Origin of the sequence: Marinospirillum sp. (genome assembly GCF_044810985.1) — a bacterium.
In the GTDB taxonomy this organism is placed as follows: Bacteria; Pseudomonadota; Gammaproteobacteria; order Pseudomonadales; family Halomonadaceae; genus Marinospirillum.
The window spans coordinates 187,763-211,414 of record NZ_CP085242.1; the positions used below are offsets into that span (position 1 = coordinate 187,763).

Sequence of the window (23,652 nt, forward strand, 5' to 3'; positions counted from 1 at the left end):
TATACTGGCCGATTTTCAGTCGAGTGTGAGCTGTTATGTCCAAGCCGGATAAGGCTTTATCCCCGCAAGAGCTTTTAAAGTCATGTCTTTTCAAGGACAGGCATCGCCTGTCCAAACAGTGGCAGGCTGCCCGCAAGAAGAGCCCGGAGCAACAGCAGCAGGTGTTGGATAAGATCCAGGCCTCGGTGGCTCAGGTGGAAGCGCGGCGGGCGCTCTGGCCGCAGATTGACTATCCGGATTTACCGGTCAGCGATCAGCGTGAATCCATTCAAAAGGCGCTGGCAGAAAACCAGGTGGTGGTGGTGGCCGGGGAAACCGGTTCGGGCAAAACCACTCAGTTGCCTAAAATCTGTCTGGAAATGGGCCTGGGTGCCCAGGGCTTGATCGGGCATACCCAGCCGCGCCGTCTGGCCGCCCGCTCGGTGGCCCAGCGTCTGGCGGAAGAATTGCATCTGCCCCTGGGCCAGCAAGTGGGTTATCAGGTGAGGTTTGAAGATCACCAGACACCCACCACCCTGGTCAAGCTGATGACCGATGGTATTCTGCTGGCAGAAACGCAAAAAGACCCTTTTCTCAATCGTTATCAGGTCATCATTATTGATGAGGCCCATGAGCGCAGCCTGAATATTGATTTTCTGCTCGGTTATCTCAAACGCCTGCTGCCCAAACGCCCGGATCTCAAGTTGGTGATCACTTCGGCAACCATAGATGTTGAGCGTTTTTCCAGGCATTTCGGCCGTTGCCCGATTATTGAGGTTTCGGGCCGCACCTACCCGGTGGAAACTCTTTATCGTCCCCTGCTCAGCGAAGACCCGGATACTGAAGACCTGACCCAGCAGGAAGGCATTCTGGAAGCTCTGGAGGAAATTCAAACTCTGGAGCGACAAAAGGGTTGGTTGCATGGCCCGCGCGATGTGCTGGTTTTTCTACCGGGAGAAAGGGAAATCCGTGAGGTAGCGCACCTGATCCGCCGGCAACAGGGTTCGGGGCGCTTTCGTGATACCGAAGTGTTACCCCTTTATGCGCGCCTGCCAGCTGCCGAGCAACAAAGAGTTTTCCAGTCGCATACTGGTCGTCGGGTCGTTCTGACCACCAATGTTGCGGAAACCTCCCTGACGGTTCCGGGGATTCGTTATGTCATTGATCCGGGTACGGCCAGGGTCAGCCGTTACAGCTACCGCGCCGGGGTGCAACGCCTGCCGATCGAGCCGATCTCCCAGGCCAGTGCCAACCAACGAGCCGGGCGTTGCGGACGTATAGCCGAAGGCCTGTGTATTCGCCTTTACAGCGAAGACGACTTTCTCAGTCGCCCGGAATTCACCGAACCGGAAATCCGGCGCACCAATCTGGCGGCAGTCATTCTGCAGATGCTTTCTTTGCGTCTGGGAGCGGTGGAAGATTTTCCCTTTGTTGAGCCACCGGACAGCCGTTTCATCAAGGATGGCTTTCGTTTGTTATTTGAGCTGGGGGCGGTGAATCCCAGAAATGAACTGACGGGTCTGGGGCGTAAGCTGGCACGGCTGCCGGTGGACCCGCGTCTGGCGCGGATGCTGCTGGAAGCGGGGCAACGCAACTGTGTCAGTGAAGCCCTGGTGATTATTGCAGCCCTGAATATTCAGGACCCCAGGGAAAGACCGGCGGATCATCAGCAGGCAGCTGATCAGGCCCATGCCCAGTGGAAAGACCCGGATTCAGACTTTCTGGCTCTGGTGAATTTATGGAAGCATTACGAAGACCTACGCCAGGAAGTATCCGCTAACCAACTGCGCAAGCAGTGCAAGAAGCTGTTTCTGTCCTATATGCGTATGCGTGAGTGGCGGGATACTCACCGGCAATTAAAGCTGCTGGCGCGTGAGCTGGGCCTAAAGGAAAACAGCGAACCGGCCAGTTATGCTGCCCTGCATCAGGCACTTTTATCCGGCCTGCTTTCCAACATGGGTTTTCTGCAGGAAAACAAGGAATATCTGGGTGCACGTAATCGTAAGTTTTTCATCCATCCCGGCTCCAAAGCAGGTAAAAAAACCCCGAAATGGATGATGGCTGCAGAACTGGTGGAAACCACCAAGCTTTTTGCCCGTATGGTGGCAAAAATCGATCCGCGCTGGGCTGAGCCTCTGGCTGCTCATCTGGTCAAGCGCAATTATTCTGACCCCCACTGGGAAAAGAAAGCGGCACGTGTGGCTGTGCTGGAAAAAGTTACCCTGTTTGGCTTGCCTTTGGTGACAGGGCGCAAGGTCGACTTTGGCCCGATTGATCCGGTTCAAGCGCGTGAGATTTTTATTCGCTCGGCTCTGGTGGAAGGGGATTACCAGACCAAAGCCCCTTTCATGGCACATAACCAGGCTTTGCTGGATGAAGTTCAGGTTCTCGAAGACAAGGCGCGTAAAAAGGATATTCTGGTGGATGATCAGGTGCTGTTTGATTTTTATGACAGCCGTATTCCTGAAGGTATCTGCAAGGGCGCCAGTTTTGAAAACTGGCGCAAGAAAGCCGAAGCCAAAGATCCCCAGCTTTTATTTCTGACCAAAGAAGACCTGTTGGCCCGAACCGCGGATGAAGTGACCGGAGAGGCTTACCCGGATACTCTGGCCTGGCAGGGTGTGGAATGGCAGCTCAGCTACAATTTTGCCCCAGGTGAAGAGGATGACGGGGTCAGTATTACCGTGCCTGTAGCCATGTTGGGGCAGCTGCCGGAAGGCCGTCTGGAATGGCTGGTTCCCGGCCTGCTGGAAGAAAAATGCCTGGCTTTGATGCGAGGTCTACCCAAGGCCGTACGCAAAAACTTTGTGCCTTTGCCGGATTATGTTCGAGCAGCTCTGGAGGCTCTGGCACCGGATGACCTGCCGCTGGGTAAGGCTCTGGGCTTGTTTCTGTATAAAATCACCGGCACTCAGGTGGATGAAAAACTCTGGAGTCAGGTGGAACTACCACCTCATCTTAGGATCAACTTCAAGGTAGTGACGGCCCAGGGTAAATTGTTGGGGCAGGGGCGGGATCTGGAAGCCCTGCGCCAGAAATTTGCCCAGCAGATGCAGGCTGACACCCAGGCGCTGGATAGCGGTGAGTTGCAGATTTCCGGCCAGACCCAGTGGACCTTTGCAGAATTACCCGAACGTCTGGAGCAGGTTCAGGCAGGGGTCAGGCTTCAGGCGTTTCCTGCCCTGGTGGATGAAGGCAAAACAGTGGGCGTGACCTTGGTGGACTCGCCAGAAAAAGCCCGGATGGCAACAGAAAAAGGCCTGGTGCGCCTGGCCCGTCTGAGCCTGCCACAAAAGGAAAAATACCTGCAAAGCCAGTTGCCGGGTTTGAAAAACCTGGAGCTGCTCTATGCCAAAATCGGCAGCCGCCAGCAGCTTTGGGATGATCTTCTGGATGCCAGCCTGCGCGATGCTTTTTTGCAAGGCAGTGCTGAAGAATGGCCTCGAAGCAGCGAAGAATTCACTCGTTGGCTGGAGCAACACCAAAGTCAGTGGGTGCCCAAGGCTACAGAAAAGTTGCAGCTGGCCGAAAAGGCTTTGCAGGCTCAGGTGCCTTTGGCCGCTGAACTCAAGGGTAAGATGAACCTGGCGCTGGCCTTGACCTATCAGGATGCCAAGCGTCAATTGGGCCGTTTGTTTTATCCGGGGTTCATCTGGGATGCCGGGGGCTGGCTGGAACACTACCCGCGTTACCTTCAGGCCCTTGCCATGCGCCTGGAAAAAGCACCCCGGGACCCCTTGAAAGACCAGCGTAATGCTGAAGAAGTGGAGGCCTGGTGGCAACGCTGGGAAGCCCGTTACCAGCAATTGCTTCCCAAGGGGGAAATCACACGGGAACTCCTGGATTTTCGCTGGCTGCTGGAAGAGTACCGGGTTTCACTTTATGCTCAGCAGTTGGGAACCAGTCAAGTGGTGTCGGCCAAGCGTTTGCAGAGCCACTGGAAGCAGTTGGTCTCTGACTGACCGGTTTATTGCCAGACCTTAACATGGGATAATGCTGCCACTGAGCTATGGAGCTAGGATATAAGAATGACTGCATCCCGAATTTCAATTATTGAAGAACGCATCAATCTGCCGGTGGCCAATCAGCAGTTTGCTCAGCTGGTGCGTATTTATCCAGCCCAGGCACCGGGAAGAGCGGTATTCATGCTGCATGGACTCATGGATGACGCGACCTGTTTCCATAATCCACAAACCCGAACCGGTTTGGCTTATGTGCTGGCCAGGGCCGGTTATGATGTTTACCTGGGCGAGCTCAGATCCCGGCGCATGCAGGGTGAGGTCTTGAAGGAACATCCTTTTGGTGTTGAAGAAGCCCTGACAGAAGACTTACCTCGACTTCTGGAAGCCGTGGACACAAGAGCCAACCCTGGTGGTCAGATCTGGATTGGCCAGGGCTTTGGCAGCCTGCTTCTGAGCAGCTATCTGGCACGCAACCCCAGTGTATTGAGCCAGCTATTGGGTATGGTGCATTTCAGCCCTTTTCGTGAATCCCAGGCGGCCGGTCGTATCAAGCATTTCTGGATCAACTGGTTGCACCTGCGGGGTGTCAAGGTGATCACCCGCCTCTTGGGCTATGTGCCTGCAGTCAAACTGAAGCTGGGGCGCTGCAATGAAAGCCAGCAATTTTATCTGGACGCCCTGAACTGGCTGGATTCTCCCTGGGTTTCTCCCCAGGGTTTTGATTACTCGGCCGCAGTCAAGTCACTCGACTGGCCACCCAGTTTGTATTTTGCCAGTCTGTACCAGTCCTGGCGGGCCAGTGATGCCGATGCGCGGGCTTTCATGTTTGATCTGGGTGCCCACAATGGGCGACTGGTCAAACTGGGGCGCCGGGTGGGTAATCAGCAAAATTACAAGCGCTCCCAGCTCTGTCTGGATCAGGCGGCAGAGCAGGATTATTTTCCTTTGCTGCTGGATTGGCTGGCCGATCTGGTGACAGCCCAGCCAGCCAATGCTGACTCACAATAACTCCATTTCCAAGAAGGCACCTTATGAAATCTGTTTACATTACCGGGACAGGCCTGTTTACCCCCGAACAAAGCATTTCCAATGCTGAACTGGTTGCGGCCTTCAATACCTGGGCAGAAAACTGGAACCAGCAGCAGGCTGAAGCCATAGAAGCGGGCGAAGTGGCGGCTCAGGCATTGTCCAGTGTGGAGTTTATTGAGAAAGCATCAGGGATTAAAAGCCGTTATGTTATGGATAAACAGGGTGTTCTTGACCCGGAACGCATGAAGCCCTACTTGCCGGAAAGACCGGACGACCAGCCCAGCATTCAGGCGGAAATGGCAGTCAAAGCTGCCAAACAGGCCTTGCAGCAAGCCGGTCTTGAAGGTGGTCAGATTGATCTGGTGATTCTTGCCTGCTCCAACCCTCAGCGCGCTTATCCTGCAGTGGCAATTGAGGTGCAGCAACTCTTGGGTGCAGCTGGGTTTGCTTATGATATGAATGTGGCCTGTTCCAGTGCCACTTTTGGTATCCAGGCGGCCTGCAATGCCATTCAAAGCGGTCAGGCCCAGCGGGTACTGATGGTGAACCCGGAAATATGCAGTGCACATCTGAATTTCTGTGACCGCGACAGCCACTTCATCTTTGGTGATGCCTGTACGGCCGTGATCCTGGAAGCTGAAGAGGTGGCCACCCATACCCAAGGTGCTTTTGAGGTTTTTGCCAGCAAGCTGATGACGCGGTTTTCCAACAATATCCGCAATAATGCCGGTTTTCTGAATCGTTGTGATGAAGCCGGTCTGGGTCAAAGAGATAAACTCTTTGTTCAGGAAGGCCGTAAGGTTTTCAAGGAAGTCTGCCCGCTGGTGGCGGAAATGATCAACGAACAACTGGCGGCCAACCTCCTCAGTGCTGAAAATCTTGATCGTCTCTGGTTGCATCAGGCCAACCTGAATATGAATCAACTGATTGCCCGGCGTGTACTGGGGCGTGATGCCAGTGCTGAAGAAGCTCCGGTTATTCTGGATCGCTATGCCAACACCAGCTCGGCTGGTTCCATCATTGCCTTTCATTTGCACAGGGATGACTTGAAAGCTGGCGCAACCGGCGTTATTTGTTCATTTGGAGCAGGTTACTCGGCAGGCTGTCTACTGGTCAGAAAGCTGGCCTGAAACCAGGGAGAGGTTTGATGAAGAAGGTTTTATGGCTGGTCTTGTTGCTGGCCCTGGCTGGTTGTAGCAGTCAGTCGCAACTGCCCGAAAAAAATTCAGCGGATCCTTTTGCTGAAGATGGTGGGGGCCAACATCCACGGGACCCTTACGAGGACTGGAACCGCAAGGTTTTTGCTTTCAATGAGATGGTGGATGGCTGGGTCATCAAACCGGTTGCTCAGGGTTATAAAGCGATTACTCCCAGGTTCCTGCGCAGAGGAGTACGGAATTTTTTCAGCAATCTGGATGAGGTTGCCCAGTTCGGCAATAATCTGCTTCAGGGCAAGCCTCTGGCGGCTGGAAAAGATGTCGCCCGCTTTACCCTAAACTCGACCCTGGGTCTGGTGGGCTTTCTGGATGTGGCAACCCCTCTGGGGCTGGAGCGCAGCCAGGAGGATTTTGGGCAAACCCTGAATACCTGGAAGGTGCCTCAGGGCCCCTATCTGGTTTGGCCTCTTGTGGGGGGGCAAACCCTGACTCATACCCTTGCCACTCCTGTTGATTACCGTCTGAACCCCATGGCTTACATAGAGCACCCCTATGTTGCGTACAGCCTCTGGGGTCTTTATGGTTTGCAACTGCGTACTGATCTTTTGGATGCTGAAAGCATGATTTCCGGTGATCGCTATTCTTTTATCCGGGATGCCTACCTGCAAAGGCGCACCTACCTGATCAATGATGGACAAGTGGGCTCGGATCCTTTTCTGGATGATGATTTTGATGATATGGACTTTGATGATGCCTTCTCAGACTAAAGAAGCTCTAAAAAAGTGTCAGTTGGCTTGCTTTCAGGTGTCAGGCGGATTACCGTTTGAATTAACTAAGATTGCTAAGGCGAGCAGCATAGATTGAGGCGCATATGAGCAAATCTCAGCAGGAAGCAGCCTTGACGTATCAGCAGAAGCTGGAGCAGGAAAATGCTGACCTGAAGACTGCTTTGGCAATGCTGCGTCAGGACCAGCAGGCGGGCTACCATGTGCAACAGTCCTTACTGCCTGCCAATCCAACTTTCCTGGATGGTTATCGCCTGGATTACTGGTTGCAGCCTTCACTGTATCTTTCCGGTGATTTTGTTGATTGCTGGCCTATTTCTGACCATCAACTTCTTTTCTATCTGGCCGATGTCTCAGGGCATGGGGCTTCTTCTGCTTTTGTGACTATACTCATTAAGTATTTGCTGGGAAAATACAGTGAAGAGGAAGGATTCAGCCCGGCCAGTCTCTGTGCAAGAGTCAATGAAGAGCTGGTGACCGGTGAGTTGGACAAGCATCTGACCCTGGTTCTGGGTTGCCTGGACACCCGAAAGCAGGTTTTAACCTATGCACTGGGAGCACACCTGCCAGCTCCACTTCTGGTGGATCAGCAAGGCCAGGTGCAGGAGTTGAGTGGGAGTGGTATGCCCATAGGGCTTTTTCCCGGTGCCCAGTATCAGGACTACACCTGCAGCTTTCCGGATCGGGGGCGTCTGTGTGTTGCCAGTGATGGCATTCTGGAGCTGATGCCAGGTCAGGGGCTGGAAGAGCGTCAACAACAGTGGCAAAAAAGTGTTGCTGAAACGCGTGGCGATATACAGGGATTACTGCAGAGCCTGTCAGTCGAGCAGGGTGACTGGCCGGATGATATAACCTTAATGACACTAACCGGTTGTTGATATGCAAACAGGCAAGCTTTTAGCGGCCAAATCAAAAAACACCTATTTGTTGAAGCTGGTGGGTGACGTTCGCTTGACCCTCTGCTGTACGCTGGATCAGTTGTTTGAGCAGGTGTTTGCTGACAAGGAAATTGAAAGCATTGTCATCGATTTGTCTCAGGCCGACAATCTGGACAGTACAACACTGGGCTTGCTGGCGAAAATAGCGGTGAAGGCATCGGTGGCCGGGTTGAATCAGCCGAGCATCATATCTTCCAACTCGGATATAACCCTGCTGCTGGAGTCGATGGGGTTTCGCCAATACTTCATTATTATGGATCAGCCGGTGACAACTCCTGAAGAACTTCGTGAGGTTGCTCAACTGGCAGGCAGTGAAGAGCATATCAGAACCCAGGTACTGGATGCCCACCGTACCCTGATGTCCATGAACGAGCATAACAAGGAAGCTTTTAAAAGTGTGGTGCAGGCATTGGAAGACTGCCCGCACCCTTCCTCCATTTAGCGACAGGCTTTTTCAATCTGCGCTTCCAGTTTCTCCAGGTCGACAATAAAACGCCGGATGCCATCAGCCAGTTTTTCCGTGGCCATGGCATCGTCATTGAGTGCCAGGCGGAATTCGGCCTCAGTTAAAGCCGTTTCTCTGTCTTGAGGTGGTTGTTGAGGCGAGAGTTGACGCTCCAGCTGCTCAGGGTCGGCCTCCAGTTCAGCCAGCAGCTTGGGGGAGATGGTCAGGCGGTCACAGCCAGCCAGAGCTTCAATTTCTCCCAGGTTGCGAAAGCTTGCCCCCATAATGATGGTCTGGTAGTTCCTTTCTTTGTAATAGCGGTAAATTCTTTGTACCGATTGCACACCGGGGTCCTGGGAACCGGCATAGTCAGCTTCCGGGTTTTGTGCCCGGTACCAGTCCAGAATACGTCCGACAAAGGGCGAAATCAGCGTGACTCCCGCATCGGCGCAGGCACGAGCCTGGGTAAAACCGAACAAGAGCGTCAGATTGCAGCGGATGCCTTCTTTTTCCAGCTGTTCGGCTGCCTTGATGCCTTCCCAGGTGGAAGCCAGCTTGATCAGAATACGCTTTGGATCACCGCCAGCCTTCTGGATGCCTGCTATTAACTGACGGGCTCTTTCCAGGCTGGCCTGGGTATCAAAGGAGGTTCTGGCATCCACTTCCACTGAGACATAGCCGGGAACCTGCTTTTGTACCTGACAAGCCAGCAGAGCAGCAAAGCTGTCGTAAACACTGATCTGGCTTTCTTTGGCTTCCTGCCACGCCTGTTGCAACAGAGGCTGATAGGTAGGCAATTCCAGGGCCTGGAGAAGCAGCGAAGGGTTGGTGGTGGCATCCGTGGGCTGGTAGCGGCGAATCGCATCCAGGTCACCCGTATCGGCAACCACCAGGGTCATGTGTTTGAGTTGTTCGAGTTTGTTGCTCACTTGGGGTCTCCTTTGTTTGCAAGCATCTAACCAGAGACGCTGAAGCGGGGCAATACTGCTTCCTGCTAATGAGCAACTAAATCCAAGGCCTGACGGATGACATCAGCATTCTGGTTGGGTAAATGAACATTTTCGCTGAGATGACGACGGAATTTGCGGGCACCGGGAACACCCTGAAAAACACCCATCAGGGGTTTGCTCAGAGCAGTAAGCCGAACTCCTCGTGCCAGTTGCGCTTCGACATAGGGCAGGTAGGCCTCCACGGCCTGGTGGGCGGTGATAATCGGACTGTCCAGGCCATACAGTTGTTGGTCAACTTCTGCGGCCAGCATGGGGTTGTCCCAGAGCGCTCGCCCCAGCATCACTGAATCCAGGGTTTGTAGGTGTTCCTGGCAGGCCTGGAGTGTTTTGATGCCGCCATTGATGCCCAGTGTCAATTCGGGATGTTGCTGCTTGAGGCGATGCACGCGTGGATAATTCAGCGGAGGAACATCACGATTTTGCTTGGGAGAAAGCCCTTGTAGCCAGGCCTTGCGAGCATGCAGGATAAAAATCCGGCAACCAGCTTCCTTAAGGATGGCAATGAATTTCTCCAGGTCTTTGTCTTCATCCTGGTCATCAATACCAATCCGGCATTTGATGCTGACTGGCTTGTCGGTAGCTGCCTGTATGGCCTGAAAACAAGCCGCTACCTTTTCCGGGTAGGCCATCAGGCAAGCACCGATCAGGTTATTCTGGACACGGTCACTGGGACAGCCCACATTCAGGTTGATTTCATCATAGCCCCAGAGGCTTGCTTTTTCGGTGCAGCGGGCCAAATTGTCAGGATTGCTGCCCCCCAGTTGCAGGGCGACCGGATGTTCTTCTTCGGAAAAATCCAGAAAGCGCTCGTGATCCTTACCATGCAGGATGGCGCCCGTAGTGACCATCTCGGTATAGAGCAGGGTTTTCTTGCTGAGCAGACGCAGAAAATAGCGGAAGTGGCGATCCGAGACATCCAGCATGGGAGCCAGAGAAAATACAGGATAAGACATGAGTTGGGAGTGACCGAGTAAAACGTATAGTTTAACTGAAAACTCCAGTATAAAAAAAGAGCGACCCTGCAGGGGGCACAGGGTCGCTCAGTGAGCAAGTTCGTAGGGCCTGCTTCCATGTTGACCGCAAACGATTCGAGGTGATAACAGACAAAGACCTCGGTAAACCGAAGTTTGATTCTGCAATACCACCCCCAGGCTGTGAAGGTGGCGTAGTGTCGCAGTGTTTCCCAGGCTGCGTTTAACGGGCAGATCTCTTATACTGGCGTCTTGTTTTTTTTCAGCGTTCACCCACCGCGAGTTTAAAGGTAAGTTTTCATGTCAGTACGTACCCGAATTGCCCCATCACCCACAGGTGACCCTCATGTCGGCACTGCTTATATTGCTTTGTTCAACCTGTGTTTTGCACGCCAGCACCAGGGCCAGTTCATCCTTCGCATTGAAGATACTGACCAACAGCGCTCCACACCCGAATCTGAGCAGCAGATTTTTGATTCCCTGCGCTGGCTGGGCCTGGATTGGGATGAAGGGCCGGATGTAGGGGGGAATTTTGGGCCGTATCGACAAAGTGAACGTAAACACCTTTACAGGAAGTATGCTGAAGAGCTTCTGGCCCAGGGTAAGGCTTTCAAGTGTTATCGCACCCCGGAAGAACTGGATGAACTGCGCCGGGAGCGTCAACTGGCAGGCAAGGCGACCGCTCTCAAGCCTTCCGATCTGTATCTGCCCGAAGAAGAGGTCAGCCAGCGGGCAGCCGCTGGTGCACCCTATGTGGTGCGCATGCTGGTGCCGGAAGAAGAGGGCGTGTGTGTCATCGAAGACCTGTTGCGCGGCCCCATGGAGCTGGATTGGAGCATGGTGGATGCCCAGATCCTGTTGAAATCTGATGGCATGCCCACTTATCACCTGGCCAATGTGGTGGATGACCATCTTATGGAAATCACCCATGTACTGCGCGGTGAAGAATGGATCAACTCGGCCCCCAAGCATAAACTTCTTTATGAATACTTCGGCTGGAAAATGCCGGTACTTTGCCATTTGCCGCTGCTGCGCAACCCGGACAAGTCCAAGCTTTCCAAACGTAAGAACCCGACTTCCATTCGTTACTACGAGCGTATGGGGTTTCTGCCCGAAGCAGTGATCAACTACCTGGGGCGCATGGGCTGGTCAATGCCGGATGAGCAGGAAAAATTCAGTCTTGAAGAAATGATTGCTCACTTTGATATCCAGCGCGTTTCTCTGGGTGGCCCGGTGTTTGATGTCGAGAAACTCAGTTGGTTGAATGGTCTCTATCTGCGTGAGCTGGATGATGAGGTTTATCTGCAGAAACTGATGAGCTGGGCGTTCAATAGTGACTATGTCCGCCAGATCATTCCCCAGATCAAACCGCGGGCGGAAACCCTGTCTGATGTGGCTCCCCTGGCGGCTTATTTCTTCAGTGGCATGCCCAGGATCAGTAAAGCTGATTTTGCTGAACTGAAACTGCCGGAAGAAGTCGACCTGGTGGAACTAATGCAGTTTCTGGTCTGGGAGATGGATGCCTTGCGTGACTGGAACAAGGATGCCCTGATGGAGCGTATTCGTTTCCTCAGTGAAATTGCTGAACTGAAAATGAAAGCCTATCTGCAGCCGGTTTTTCTGTCTATTGCCGGCAGTACCACTTCGACCTCGGTGCTGGACGCCATGGTGATTCTGGGTCCGGAAATCAGTCGTGCCCGTTTGCGCTTTGCACTGGATCTGTTGACGGATGGTGGCGTTTCCAAGAAACAGGCGAAAAAACTGGAGAAAAAGTACCAGCAGCTAAGTCGCTCAAATTAATTGAAAAAAAGCTTGACGGTGCGTAGCTCCAGACGTAATATACGCACCGTCTTCCGGACAACGTGGGGCTATAGCTCAGCTGGGAGAGCGCCTGCATGGCATGCAGGAGGTCAGCGGTTCGATCCCGCTTAGCTCCACCACTTCTTTCCGTAAGCAACTGCGTCCCATTCGTCTAGTGGTCCAGGACACCGCCCTTTCACGGCGGTAACAGGGGTTCGAACCCCCTATGGGACGCCACTTCTACTTTTCCACATTTAATCCACAAGATCAGTGCGCTCTTTTCAGTGGTCTGACTTCTCTTGATATATTCCTGCTGTACCCCTGATAAAGCCTGATAAACCAGTGAGTTAGTTTTTGTTACTGAGCTAACTCATTGATTTTTATTGGCATGACAAAGGGTTGGTTAAATTATGAACAATCTGTGTCAGGGGTGGTGATAACCTGCTCAGGTCGCTTTTCTCAGCCCTTTTCCACGCCTTTATCCACAGATAATGTGGATAAGAGTGCGTAGAGTTACCTAGATGTCATGCAGTAGCAGGTCATTATTCAACTTGTATTTGGCAGGGTCTTCAGGCCCAACAACCTTCTTCCAGGAGCTGCTGGAACCCACCTGGATGTCCTGTAGAGCCAGGGGGCGTCCTGTGTTCTTGTTGAAAGCCAGCCGAACGATATCCGGTGTTTTGTTGTCGGTCTGGCGTTTAACAAAACCCAGATCCCCATTGGCAAATCCGACCAAGGAGCCGATAGGGAAGATCCCCTGGTTCTTGATCAGCTCCTGGGCCATGCCTTGATCCAATTGGTTGCTCATGCCCAGGATGCGTTTGAAGGCCAGGGCATGGGGTAGACCGGCCCGATAACTACGACCGTTGGTCATGGCATCAAAGACATCAATCACGGCAGCCAGTTTGCCTGCTGGAGTCATGGAGAGCCCCTTGAGACGCTCTGGATGACCGGAGCCATCCAGACGCTCACAGTTCTGGGTGGCAATCTGCAGGGCCAGGTCAGGTGTTCCTGGTTGACGCGATAGGATTTCCCGGGTCAGCAGGGAATGTTTGTGCATCACCTTGGCTTCCTGTTCAGTCAGGTCGCTGGTTTTGCCGATAATCCGCTCGGGTATCAAGCCCTTGCCCAGATCATGGCAAAGCCCGGCAAAGATGATGTTGCGCAGGTAATTTTGGTCACGGGATTTGGGGTTGGCGGTATTGAATTGGGTCTGGTCGGCCAAAAGAACGGCAACACTAACCGAGTGTTCAAACAGATATTGCCCTGTGGTTCTGACCCGTGTGTAAAGAATCAACTCCTGACGGTCTCTTTCCAGAGCGGCCAGCAACTGGTCGGCTGCTTGCCAGGCCAGCTTGATACCCAGGGGTTCCTTGTTGCGCAACTGGGTGACCAGGGTGCGTACCGCTTTCACGGCCAGTTGATGCGCTGTCTTGACATCCAGAAGGCCGGATACACCTTCTTCTTTCTCGGCCTCCTTTTTTTCTTTGTCCTTGGTTTTTTTGCTTTTGCTGTCTTTTTCGGGTTCTGCAGGTTCAAACAGCTCGGAGGGTGCGGTGTTGCCTGCATTGCCTGAAGCATTGCGGGCATTGTCCCTTTGCAACTCATTCACCACAAAAGAAATCTTCTGATCTTTCTGGGGGTCCATATTGGTGAACTGGCAGCCCAGGCTGCTGACCTTCTTCTTTTCATCGTAGCCGACATGGCGAACGATGATGCTCAAATCAATCACCTCGCCATTGGGGAAGATGATATGGCAGGTGTCGAACTGGGTGTTTTTTTCCAGGGTTTCCTGAAGGTCGCCTTCAACATCCACCTGGCAGCCCTGGGCCGAAAGGTCGCGTAGCAGGCCCTCATATTCCCAGGTGGGGTCCTGGGGTATCAGGTTGTCATACTCATCACGCTTCTCGGGAGGTTCTTTGACGCCCAGCAGAACCTTGATTTCCAGAGACATGCGAATGGGAGCACGGTAAAACTGTCGCCTTTGCAGAAAATGCAGGTTTTTGGGAAAGGCAACCTTGTAGATGGGGGCGCCATCCTTGACGGCTCTTCCCGAGGCCTGAACTTCGCTGGCGCTTATTTTGCAGCCATCATGGTAGCTTTCAAAGCTGAAGGGGATGGCCTTGGCCATGAGGTCGTCGCCCCAGCGGGGGGTGACTTCATCCAGTAAAAAGTAACCTTCCTTGTAGTTAACGGATACCACCATGCTGGTGTACTTGTCAGCCACGGCATCAAAGTTCAGCTTGAGCGGAGTGTGCTTGTTCTGCAGCCTTTTCAGGAGGCGATAGATCCCTTCCCGGGTGGAGATTAATTGCCCTTCCGGTTTCTTCTCGTTTGCAGCTTCTGCCTGTTTGGTATCCGTATCCGTAGTGCTCACAAAATGAATCCTGGTTAGGGTGTATTAATCAAACATGTTTTGATAGCTTTTTTTGACACCAAAATCAAGCCTTAAGTCGTTGATTATTACTTAAATAAACAAGTCTACGCAAAGCAGTTACTTATCACCGCTCAGTACCTGGAGGCGTTTGAGCAGGCTGGAAGTATCCCAGCGGCCCCCGCCCAGATTCTGGACTTCTGCATAAAACTGATCAACCAGGGCTGTGATGGGCAGCTGGGCACCGAATTCTCTGGCCTGGTGCAGGCAAATGGCCAGATCCTTGCGCATCCAGTCGACAGCAAAGCCATGCTCGTATTCATTGGCAATCATGGTTTGGTGACGGTTGCTCATTTGCCAGGAACCCGCGGCACCTTGACTGATGACATCAATCACTTTTTGTTGGTCCAAGCCAGCCCGGTCAGCAAAATTCAGGCCTTCTGACAGGGCCTGCACCAGCCCGGCAATACAGATTTGATTGACCATTTTGGTCATTTGCCCACTTCCGGTCGGCCCCATATGGGTGACGGCTTTGGCAAACAGCTCCATCAGGGGCAGGCCGCGCTCAAAAGCAGCTTTTTCACCGCCCACCATGATGGTCAGTTGGCCCTTTTCTGCACCCTGCTGACCACCGGACACCGGAGCATCCAGAAAATCAATCTGTTTCTGGTTGCAGGCGTCGGCCATCTCTTCAGCAAGGGTGGCAGAGGCAGTGGTGTGGTCAATAACCAAGCTGCCCGGCTTAAGGGTTTTCAGGATGCCTTCTTCGCCTGTCATGACTTCACGCACATCGTCATCATTGCCGACGCAGAGCAGTACTATATCGGCTTCTGCCGCTGCCTTGGCAGGACTGACGGCAAAACTCTGACCCGGATGCTGATCCAGCCAATCCTGAGCTTTACTGGAAGTGCGATTGTAAACGCAGACCTGATGCCCGGCTTGAACCAGGTGACTGGCCATGGGGGCACCCATAACACCCAAGCCGATAAAAGCCAGGTTTTTGTTTGCTGTCATGGCAAGCTCCAAGAAATTGTTGGTTAAAAGACGGTATTATGACGCTTGCCTGAGCTAAGAACAATTATAGCTCAGTATTAATTGTGGGCAGGGTACAAAAAAGGCTGCCGAAGCAGCCTTGGTTTTGCTGGTGATGGCTTATTTGACAGGATAATCCCGTTGCGGTGCGCCTGTGTACAACTGACGGGGGCGACCGATTTTGTAATCATTGCTGATCATTTCATTCCAGTGGGAAATCCAGCCAATGGTGCGGCTCAGGGCAAAAATGGCCGTGAACATATTGGTGGGAATGCCGATGGCCTTGAGGATGATGCCGGAATAGAAGTCGACATTGGGGTAGAGCTTGCGTTCCTTGAAGTAGTCGTCTTCCAGGGCAATTTCTTCCAGACGCTTGGCAATCTTCAGCTGTGGATCGTCTGCCATGCCCAGCTCTTCCAGAACCTCATCACAGGTTTTCTTCATAACCTTGGCGCGAGGGTCAAAGTTGCGATAGACGCGGTGACCGAAGCCCATCAGCTTGAAGGGATCGTTTTTATCCTTGGCCTTGTCGACAAACCGCTGGATGTTTTCTTCGGATTCATCACCGATTTCATCCAGCATGTTGAGTACGGCTTCATTGGCACCACCGTGTGCAGGGCCCCAGAGAGCGGCAATACCGGCAGCAATACAGGCGAAGGGGTTGGCGCCAGTGGAGCCAGCCAGACGTACGGTTGAAGTGGAAGCATTCTGTTCATGATCAGCATGCAGCATGAAGATGCGATCCATTGCCTTGGCAAAAATCGGATTAACCTTGTACTCCTCGCAAGGGGTTGCAAACATCATGTGCAGGAAGTTTTCTGCATAGGAAAGGTCATTGCGGGGATAAACAAAAGGCTGGCCGATGGAATACTTGTAACACATGGCGGCAATGGTCGGCATTTTGGCAATCAGACGATGCGCAGACACCTCGCGATGATAAGCATCGCTGATATCCATGGCCTCATGATAAAAAGCGGACAGGGCACCCACTACACCACACATAACCGCCATGGGGTGGGCATCACGACGGAAGCCCTTGAAGAACTGGGTCAGTTGCTCATGCACCATGGTGTGGCGGCGGATGGTGTTTTCAAACTTGTCGCGTTGGGCCGGTGTAGGAAGCTCGCCATTGAGCAGCAGGTAGCACAGCTCAATATAATCAGCGTGATCTGCCAACTGGTCGATGGGGTAGCCCCGGTGCAGAAGAATACCCTGGCCGCCATCAATATAGGTGATTTTGGATTCGCAGGAAGCGGTGGCCATGAAGCCGGGGTCATAAGTGAAGACGCCGTGGGCACCAAGGCCGCGCACGTCAACAACATCTGGCCCCTGAGAACCGGTAAGTACGGGAAATTCGATGCTCTGCTCAAGACCATCAACGGTCAGTACTGCTTTCTTGTCAGCCATAAGGCCTCCTTATTTATTTTGTATCTCACTTGCGCAACTGAAAACTGAAGTGGCACCACTATAGAAGGGTTGAAAAACTTGTCAATTACGCTAAATGCCTAGGGTAATTCGCACTCGGGTTGTTAGAATGCGACCTTCCTGCTTAACGGCAGGTGATTAGATTCGCTTATTTTGATGCAGCGCACAACCTTTGGTTAGATTGCGTAAGCAATTAGGGGTTCCTATAATCATCGACCTGCACCAGGGGGTGAAGTGCTGCAGTAAGTGAATTTGGCTTGTCTGAATTGACTGATGAGTGCTTCCGAAAATAATCGCTTGTTGCCGGGGTAACCCGTGCAAGCACATAAGAGTGTGTAGAGCCGTGAATAGCAAAAGACCTGTAAACCTCGATCTATCGACGATAAAACTACCTTTGCCTGCGCTGACATCGATTGCTCACCGGATTACCGGTGTGATCATGTTCGTTGGCCTTATCTTTATGTTTTGGGCGCTGGATGTATCCCTGTCTTCACCAGAAGGCTTTGAAAGCGTCAAAACCGTATTGCAACAGAACTTTCTGGCTAAATTTGTGCTGTGGGGTCTGTTGTCTGCTTTGGCATACCACTGTGTGGCCGGTGTCAAACACTTGATCATGGATCTGGACATTGGTGTCACCCTGGAAGGGGGACAAAAAATGTCTCAGGCCGTTGTGGTCATCTCTGTGGTTCTAATTCTGCTGGCAGGAGTCTGGGTATGGTAACCAATATCACAAGTTTCGGCCGTAGTGGCCTGTCCGACTGGCTGATGCAGCGCGTGACTGCCGTTATTCTGCTGGCTTACACCCTGTTTATGTTGGGCTTTTTCCTGGGTGCCTCCAATCTGGATTACCTGGCCTGGACCGGTCTCTTTCAGTCTACCTGGATGCGTATTTTCAGCTTGCTGGCCCTGCTGTCCCTGGCTGCCCATGCCTGGATCGGTCTCTGGACTGTATCCACTGACTATATGAAAGCAACCGGTGTACGCCTGGTGTTCCAGGCAGTCGTGGCCCTGGCGTTGTTTGCCTTTGTGGTCTGGGGCGTTCAACTTTTGTGGGGAGTTTAATCCATGTCAGCACTTCGTACTCTTGAGTTTGATGCCATCATTGTTGGTGGTGGTGGTTCAGGCCTGCGTGCCGGTTTGCAGCTGGCGCAATCCGGTCGTAAAACAGCGGTGATCTCCAAGGTTTTCCCGACGCGTTCACATACGGTTTCTGCCCAGGGTGGTATTACCTGTGCCATTGCTTCTGATGATCCCAATGATGATTGGCGTTGGCACATGTACGATACCGTCAAGGGTTCCGATTACATCGGTGACCAGGACGCGATCGAATACATGTGTAACGAGGGACCCAAAGCGGTTTTTGAACTGGAGCACATGGGCCTGCCTTTTTCCCGCACAGAACAGGGCCGCATTTATCAGCGTCCTTTCGGTGGTCAGTCCAAGGATTTCGGTAAAGGTGGTCAGGCATCACGTACCTGTGCCGCAGCTGACCGTACCGGTCATGCCCTTCTGCATACCCTGTATCAAGGCAATATCAAAAATGGCACCACCTTTCTGAATGAATGGTATGCCGTTGATCTGGTGAAAAATGCCAACAATGATGTGGTGGGCTGTATTGCTGTCTGCATCGAAACCGGCGAAACCATTTTTGTCAAAGCCAAGGCAACTGTTCTGGCCACCGGCGGTGCAGGTCGCATTTATGCCTCCACCACCAATGCCCTGATCAACACCGGTGACGGTATCGGTATGGCACTGCGTGCCGGTTTTGCCATGCAGGATATGGAAATGTGGCAGTTCCACCCCACCGGTATCTGGGGTGCGGGTACGCTGGTCACTGAAGGTTGTCGCGGTGAAGGCGGTTACCTGATCAACAAAGACGGTGAGCGCTTCATGGAGCGTTACGCGCCGAATGCCAAAGATCTGGCCGGTCGTGATGTTGTGGCTCGCTCCATGGTTCTGGAAATTCTGGAAGGTCGCGGTGCCGGTGAGAAGGGCGATCACGTCTTCCTGAAGCTGGATCACCTGGGTGAAGAGGTTCTCAACAAGCGTCTGCCCGGTATTCTTGAACTGTCCAAGACCTTTGCTCATGTGGATCCGGTCAAGGCTCCGATTCCTGTGGTGCCAACCTGTCACTACATGATGGGCGGTATTCCCACCAATATCCACGGTCAGGCGATTACAGTGGATGACGAAGGTAAAGACCAGATCATCAACGGTCTGTTTGCCTGTGGTGAAGCAGCCTGTGTCTCCGTGCACGGTGCCAACCGTCTGGGTGGTAACTCTCTGCTGGATCTGGTGGTCTTCGGTCGTGCTGCCGGTCAGTACATCGAAAAAGCTCTGGATCAGGGTATTGAGTATGATGAAGCTTCCCAGTCTGATCTGGATGCTTCCCTGGCGCGCATGAACCGCTGGAACGAATCCACCGGTGGCGAGTCCATTCCTGCACTGCGTGCAGAATTGCAAGAGTGCATGCAGAACTACTTCGGTGTTTTCCGTGATGGTCAATACATGGAGAAGGGCATTGCCCAGCTGAAGGATCTGCGTGAGCGGATTGGTAATGCGCACCTGGAAGACAAGAGTCAGGCTTTCAATACTGCGCGTATTGAAGCTCTGGAGTTGGACAACCTGCTGGAGGTGGCTGAAGCAACTGCTATTTCTGCCTATGAGCGTCGTGAAAGCCGTGGTGCCCACAGCCGTAATGACTACACCGAGCGTGATGATGCCAACTGGCTGAAGCATTCTGTGTATATGCCAACCACCAAAACTCTCGGTAAGCGCGATGTCAACATGGCTCCCAAGCTGATTCAGGGTGACCTGCTGAAGCACTTTGAGCCAAAAGTTCGTACTTACTAATCAGAATTCGATGTTGGGAGAGTAAAGATGCTTCAGGTATCTGTATATCGTTACAACCCAGAGACAGACAAAGCGCCTTACATGAAGGACTTTGAAATCGACACCCAGGGCAAAGACCTGATGGTGTTGGACGTTCTGCACCTGGTCAAAGAAAAAGACAGTGGTATGGCTTATCGCCGTTCCTGCCGCGAAGGGGTGTGTGGCTCTGACGGAATGAACATGAATGGCAAAAACGGCCTGGCTTGCATCACTCCGATTTCTGAAGTGGTCAAGAACAACAAGCTGATCCTGCGTCCTCTGCCCGGTTTGCCTGTGATTCGTGATCTGGTCGTGGACATGTCGCTCTTCTATGAACAGTATGAGCGCATTCAGCCTTACCTGATCAATGATACACCGGCTCCCGCGATTGAGCGGCTGCAGTCGCCTGAAGAGCGCGACAAGCTGGATGGTCTCTATGAGTGCATCCTCTGTGCCTGCTGTTCTACAGCTTGTCCTTCCTTCTGGTGGAATCCTGACAAGTTTGTCGGGCCCTCCGGCTTGCTGCAGGCTTACCGCTTCCTGATCGATAGCCGTGACACCGCAACCCGTGAGCGCCTGTCCGAGCTGGATGATCCTTTCAGCGTGTTCCGTTGCCGCGGTATCATGAACTGTGTTGCTGTTTGCCCCAAGGGCCTCAACCCGACTCGTGCAATCGGTCATATCCGCGATATGCTCCTGTCAAACGCGACCTGATGGCAGTCACCCTTGTTCATTCAAGGGTGTATGCACCGAAAGTCGTGGATAAAACCCCGTACCGGTACTGTCGTTTTTCTACCAGTCGGGTACAATAGTGCTGCTGAAGCCGGTGTGATCCACCGGCTTCACACTAAATAAAGTAACCATCAGGGGATACGGGTTTTCCCCGTTTGTTCGTGACGGCCAGGGGAACTGAGTTTAAAAAGTGACTCAGCGGTCGCTGCGGATAAACTCCCCTTCTATGCAGGGTGATAACAGATGCAAGAAGGCAGCATGGAGTTTATGTGGAATACCTCCCATACATTTGGGGGCAACATCCACTTCATCGAAGAGCTCTACGAAGAGTATCTCAACGATCCTAACGCCGTACCGGAGCAATGGCGTGATTATTTCAACAAGCTCCCCCGTCCGGAAGGTGCACCAGCACAAGACCTTCCCCTCTCTCCTATCCGTGATCACTTCTCACAGTTAAGCCGTCAGCGTAAATCGGCCGTGCCTGGAATGAGTACCGACAATCTGCATGATAAAAAGCAGGTTAAGGTATTGCAGATGATCAATGCTTTTCGCTTTCGTGGTCACCAGCAGGCGGATATCGATCCCCTGGAGTTGCGTGAAAGAAAGCCGATTGCCGATCTTGACCTGCACTTCCATCAGTTGGGTAAAGAAGATCTGGATGAGGAGTATCAGACAGGGTCACTTTTCATCGGTAAGGAAAAGACAACCCTTCGCGAAATTCATGATGCAGTCAAGCAGACCTATTGCTCCACGATTGGTGCCGAGTTCATGCACATCGTGGATACAGAGGAAAAGCGTTGGCTGCAGCAGCGTTTTGAGTCAGTTCGCTCAAAGCCGGATTACAGCCAGGAAGTGCGTAAACACCTGCTGGAAAGGCTGACCGCTGCAGAAGGCCTGGAAAACTACCTGGCCTCCAAATACCCCGGCACCAAGCGTTTTGGTCTGGAAGGTGGCGAATCCTATATACCCATGATGGATGAAATCATCCAACGTTCCGGTTCCTATGGCGTCAAGGAAATCGTGATCGGCATGGCTCACCGGGGCCGCCTGAATACGCTGGTTAACATCCTGGGCAAAAACCCATCCGAACTCTTTGATGAGTTTGACGGCAAGAAAATGGTTTCTGAAGGTTCCGGTGACGTTAAATATCACCAGGGTTTTTCATCCAATGTCATGACTTCCGGTGGTGAGGTTCATCTGGCGCTGGCTTTCAACCCTTCACACCTGGAAATTGTTTCCCCGGTGGTTGAGGGTTCGGTGCGCGCTCGCCAGGATCGTCGTGAAGATTCGGAAGGCAAGATGGTTCTTCCCATTTCGATTCATGGTGATGCTGCTTTTGCCGGTCAGGGCGTGGTCATGGAAACCTTCCAGATGTCCCAGACCCGTGCCTACAAGACGGGCGGCACGATTCATATCGTGATCAACAACCAGGTGGGTTTCACGACTTCCAAGCCTGAAGACACCCGTTCTTCTGAGTATTGCACTGATGCTGCGAAAATGGTTTCAACCCCCATCTTCCACGTCAATGGCGATGACCCTGAAGCTGTGTTGCACGTCACCCAGGTTGCAGTGGATTACCGCATGCAGTTCAAGAAGGATGTGGTGATTGATCTGGTTTGCTACCGTCGTCGTGGTCATAACGAAGCGGATGAGCCTTCCGGCACCCAGCCGGTGATGTACAAGAAAATTTCCAAGCATCCCACCACGCGCAAGCTTTACGCCAAGAAGCTGGTGGAAGAGCAAGTCATTACAGCGGAAGATGATAAACAACTGGTCAGTGACTACCGGGATGCCCTGGATAACGGTGAACATGTCGCCAACTCGCTGGTCAAGGAGCCCAACAAGGAACTCTTTGTTGACTGGTCACCCTACCTGGGCCATGAGTGGACGACCCGCTACGACACCAGTGTGGATATGAAGCATCTGCAGGAACTGGCAGTGAAAATGTGTGAAGTGCCTGAAGGCTTTCAGACTCAGCGCCAGGTTGCCAAGATCTACGAAGACAGGCGCAAGATGCTGGCCGGCGGTATGGCCATCAACTGGGGCTTTGCCGAGATGCTGTCCTATGCCACGCTGATTGATGCCAACCACCCCATCCGCATCACCGGTCAGGATGTCGGTCGCGGCACCTTCTCGCACCGTCATGCGGTATTGCATGACTTTAACGATGGCAAGGTGTTTGTGCCTTTGCAGAACATCAAAAAGGACCAGCCTCCCTTTGTCATTCATGATTCTTTCCTCTCTGAAGAAGCCGTGCTGGCCTTTGAGTATGGCTACTCCACCACCATGCCCAATGCACTGGTGATCTGGGAAGCCCAGTTTGGTGACTTTGCCAATGGTGCCCAGGTGGTCATGGATCAGTTTATTTCTTCCGGGGAAACCAAGTGGGGACGCCTCTGTGGTTTGACCATGCTGTTGCCTCATGGCTATGAAGGGCAGGGGCCGGAGCACTCTTCTGCGCGTCTGGAACGCTACCTGCAACTCTGTGCAGAGCATAATATTCAGGTTTGTACGCCGACCACGCCAGCCCAGATCTTCCATCTGCTGCGTCGTCAGGTACTGCGTCCGTTGCGTAAGCCACTCGTGGTCATGTCACCCAAAAGCCTGTTGCGCCACAAGGATGCAACTTCCTCACTGGAAGACCTGGCCAATGGTTCCTTCATGCCGGTTATTGGTGATCAGAACTCACTGGATCCCAAGAAGGTGAAGCGGGTTGTGCTTTGTGGTGGCAAGGTGTACTACGATCTGGCCGCCAAACGCAACGAACAGGGTCTTGAGGATACAGCCATTGTTCGCATTGAACAGCTGTACCCCTTCCCTGAAGAAGACCTGGAAGCCGAACTGGCCCAGTACAGTAACCTTGAACAGGCTGTCTGGTGTCAGGAAGAACCGCAAAATCAGGGCGCCTGGTATTCAAGCCAGCATCATATGCGCAATGTTCTGGCCAAGCTCAACGGAGACCTGGCGAATCAGCTCAAATTTGCTGGCCGTCCGGCTTCTGCTGCTCCTGCCTGTGGTTATGCAAGTGTGCATGTTGAGCAGCAGAATAAACTGGTTCAAGACGCCCTGGGCGCTTGATGCAGTCAATCAACTCCATTTAACCCAGCTTCGGCTGGGTCATTAGAATAAGTTAGGAAAGGGT

Annotated in this window: 17 protein-coding genes and 2 tRNA genes; 14 read left to right on the forward strand and 5 right to left on the reverse strand. The window is 52.8% G+C overall.

All coding sequences use genetic code 11. The features are described from left to right. Positions 1 to 35 precede the first annotated feature (35 nt). The 6 genes from hrpA to LG323_RS00960 all read left to right on the forward strand — a co-directional run bounded on the left by hrpA (position 36) and on the right by LG323_RS00960 (position 8,292). Positions 36 to 3,941, forward strand: a complete 3,906-nt coding sequence (gene hrpA, locus LG323_RS00935) for an ATP-dependent RNA helicase HrpA (protein WP_404418238.1) — start codon at positions 36 to 38, stop codon at positions 3,939 to 3,941. Between the two features lie 66 nt (positions 3,942 to 4,007). Further along, positions 4,008 to 4,949: an alpha/beta hydrolase gene (locus LG323_RS00940; RefSeq protein WP_404418240.1), complete on the forward strand. Its 942-nt coding sequence runs from the start codon at positions 4,008 to 4,010 to the stop codon at positions 4,947 to 4,949. 23 nt (positions 4,950 to 4,972) lie between these two features. Then, a complete protein-coding gene (locus tag LG323_RS00945) occupies positions 4,973 to 6,100 on the forward strand; it encodes a beta-ketoacyl-ACP synthase III (RefSeq protein WP_404418241.1) in 1,128 nt (375 codons plus the stop codon). Positions 6,101 to 6,117: 17 nt separating this feature from the next. Next, positions 6,118 to 6,894, forward strand: coding sequence for a VacJ family lipoprotein (locus tag LG323_RS00950; RefSeq protein WP_404418242.1), 777 nt, complete (start codon positions 6,118 to 6,120; stop codon positions 6,892 to 6,894). Positions 6,895 to 6,998: 104 nt separating this feature from the next. Beyond that, positions 6,999 to 7,790, forward strand: coding sequence for a SpoIIE family protein phosphatase (locus LG323_RS00955; protein WP_310695589.1), 792 nt, complete (start codon positions 6,999 to 7,001; stop codon positions 7,788 to 7,790). Position 7,791: 1 nt separating this feature from the next. Continuing rightward, entirely contained in the window at positions 7,792 to 8,292 is a 501-nt protein-coding gene (locus LG323_RS00960) for an STAS domain-containing protein (RefSeq protein ID WP_310695588.1), read from the forward strand. Here the strand turns inward: LG323_RS00960 and tal are convergent. Then, positions 8,289 to 9,224 (reverse strand): transaldolase, encoded by a 936-nt coding sequence (gene tal, locus LG323_RS00965; protein WP_404418244.1) that lies wholly within the window; start codon positions 9,222 to 9,224, stop codon positions 8,289 to 8,291. The two genes, LG323_RS00960 and tal, sit on opposite strands and share 4 nt — an antisense overlap. Positions 9,225 to 9,289: 65 nt before the next feature. Beyond that, on the reverse strand, positions 9,290 to 10,258 hold the full coding sequence (gene dusA / locus LG323_RS00970; protein ID WP_404418246.1) for a tRNA dihydrouridine(20/20a) synthase DusA: 969 nt from the start codon (positions 10,256 to 10,258) through the stop codon (positions 9,290 to 9,292). 318 nt (positions 10,259 to 10,576) lie between these two features. Between dusA and gltX the strand changes: the two genes are divergently transcribed. The 3 genes from gltX (at position 10,577) to LG323_RS00985 (ending at position 12,313) form a co-directional block, all read left to right on the forward strand. Beyond that, positions 10,577 to 12,076, forward strand: a complete 1,500-nt coding sequence (gene gltX, locus LG323_RS00975; RefSeq protein ID WP_404418248.1) for a glutamate--tRNA ligase — start codon at positions 10,577 to 10,579, stop codon at positions 12,074 to 12,076. A 64-nt stretch (positions 12,077 to 12,140) separates the two neighbouring features. Continuing rightward, positions 12,141 to 12,216 (forward strand) — tRNA-Ala (locus tag LG323_RS00980). A 21-nt stretch (positions 12,217 to 12,237) separates the two neighbouring features. Further along, positions 12,238 to 12,313 (forward strand) — tRNA-Glu (locus LG323_RS00985). A gap of 280 nt (positions 12,314 to 12,593) precedes the next feature. On the opposite strand, the gene LG323_RS00990 is transcribed toward LG323_RS00985, so the two are convergent. The 3 genes from LG323_RS00990 to gltA all read right to left on the reverse strand — a co-directional run bounded on the left by LG323_RS00990 (position 12,594) and on the right by gltA (position 16,889). Further along, on the reverse strand, positions 12,594 to 14,453 hold the full coding sequence (locus tag LG323_RS00990; RefSeq protein WP_404418249.1) for an HD domain-containing phosphohydrolase: 1,860 nt from the start codon (positions 14,451 to 14,453) through the stop codon (positions 12,594 to 12,596). Between the two features lie 117 nt (positions 14,454 to 14,570). Beyond that, positions 14,571 to 15,464 carry an NAD(P)-dependent oxidoreductase gene (locus LG323_RS00995; protein ID WP_404418250.1) on the reverse strand — a complete coding sequence of 298 codons (894 nt, stop codon included), beginning with the start codon at positions 15,462 to 15,464 and terminating at the stop codon, positions 14,571 to 14,573. Between the two features lie 138 nt (positions 15,465 to 15,602). Further along, positions 15,603 to 16,889, reverse strand: coding sequence for a citrate synthase (gene gltA, locus LG323_RS01000; RefSeq protein WP_404418252.1), 1,287 nt, complete (start codon positions 16,887 to 16,889; stop codon positions 15,603 to 15,605). Positions 16,890 to 17,250: 361 nt separating this feature from the next. Here gltA and sdhC point away from each other — a divergent pair, with 361 nt between their 5' ends. From sdhC to LG323_RS01025, 5 genes are all read left to right on the forward strand, one after another. Next, entirely contained in the window at positions 17,251 to 17,628 is a 378-nt protein-coding gene (gene sdhC, locus LG323_RS01005) for a succinate dehydrogenase, cytochrome b556 subunit (RefSeq protein WP_404418254.1), read from the forward strand. Then, positions 17,622 to 17,969 carry a succinate dehydrogenase, hydrophobic membrane anchor protein gene (gene sdhD, locus LG323_RS01010; RefSeq protein WP_404418256.1) on the forward strand — a complete coding sequence of 116 codons (348 nt, stop codon included), beginning with the start codon at positions 17,622 to 17,624 and terminating at the stop codon, positions 17,967 to 17,969. Before sdhC ends, sdhD begins: the two co-directional genes overlap by 7 nt. Before the next feature lie 3 nt (positions 17,970 to 17,972). After that, positions 17,973 to 19,760, forward strand: a complete 1,788-nt coding sequence (gene sdhA / locus LG323_RS01015) for a succinate dehydrogenase flavoprotein subunit (RefSeq protein WP_404418258.1) — start codon at positions 17,973 to 17,975, stop codon at positions 19,758 to 19,760. A gap of 27 nt (positions 19,761 to 19,787) precedes the next feature. After that, the gene (locus LG323_RS01020) at positions 19,788 to 20,492 is read left to right on the forward strand and encodes a succinate dehydrogenase iron-sulfur subunit (protein ID WP_310695578.1); all 705 of its coding nucleotides are present in this window, start codon (positions 19,788 to 19,790) and stop codon (positions 20,490 to 20,492) included. A gap of 261 nt (positions 20,493 to 20,753) precedes the next feature. Further along, positions 20,754 to 23,588, forward strand: coding sequence for a 2-oxoglutarate dehydrogenase E1 component (locus LG323_RS01025; RefSeq protein ID WP_404418260.1), 2,835 nt, complete (start codon positions 20,754 to 20,756; stop codon positions 23,586 to 23,588). Positions 23,589 to 23,652: the final 64 nt, after the last annotated feature.

What these genes read in the sequence shown, in the direction of transcription:
- hrpA (WP_404418238.1), top strand. Translation starts at nt 36, where the DNA reads ATGTCCAAGCCGGATAAGGCTTTATCCCCGCAAGAGCTTTTAAAGTCA.
- LG323_RS00940 (WP_404418240.1), top strand. Translation starts at nt 4,008, where the DNA reads ATGACTGCATCCCGAATTTCAATTATTGAAGAACGCATCAATCTGCCG.
- LG323_RS00945 (WP_404418241.1), top strand. Translation starts at nt 4,973, where the DNA reads ATGAAATCTGTTTACATTACCGGGACAGGCCTGTTTACCCCCGAACAA.
- LG323_RS00950 (WP_404418242.1), top strand. Translation starts at nt 6,118, where the DNA reads ATGAAGAAGGTTTTATGGCTGGTCTTGTTGCTGGCCCTGGCTGGTTGT.
- LG323_RS00955 (WP_310695589.1), top strand. Translation starts at nt 6,999, where the DNA reads ATGAGCAAATCTCAGCAGGAAGCAGCCTTGACGTATCAGCAGAAGCTG.
- LG323_RS00960 (WP_310695588.1), top strand. Translation starts at nt 7,792, where the DNA reads ATGCAAACAGGCAAGCTTTTAGCGGCCAAATCAAAAAACACCTATTTG.
- dusA (WP_404418246.1), bottom strand. Translation starts at nt 10,258, where the DNA reads ATGTCTTATCCTGTATTTTCTCTGGCTCCCATGCTGGATGTCTCGGAT.
- gltX (WP_404418248.1), top strand. Translation starts at nt 10,577, where the DNA reads ATGTCAGTACGTACCCGAATTGCCCCATCACCCACAGGTGACCCTCAT.
- LG323_RS00995 (WP_404418250.1), bottom strand. Translation starts at nt 15,464, where the DNA reads ATGACAGCAAACAAAAACCTGGCTTTTATCGGCTTGGGTGTTATGGGT.
- gltA (WP_404418252.1), bottom strand. Translation starts at nt 16,889, where the DNA reads ATGGCTGACAAGAAAGCAGTACTGACCGTTGATGGTCTTGAGCAGAGC.
- sdhD (WP_404418256.1), top strand. Translation starts at nt 17,622, where the DNA reads ATGGTAACCAATATCACAAGTTTCGGCCGTAGTGGCCTGTCCGACTGG.
- sdhA (WP_404418258.1), top strand. Translation starts at nt 17,973, where the DNA reads ATGTCAGCACTTCGTACTCTTGAGTTTGATGCCATCATTGTTGGTGGT.
- LG323_RS01020 (WP_310695578.1), top strand. Translation starts at nt 19,788, where the DNA reads ATGCTTCAGGTATCTGTATATCGTTACAACCCAGAGACAGACAAAGCG.
- LG323_RS01025 (WP_404418260.1), top strand. Translation starts at nt 20,754, where the DNA reads ATGCAAGAAGGCAGCATGGAGTTTATGTGGAATACCTCCCATACATTT.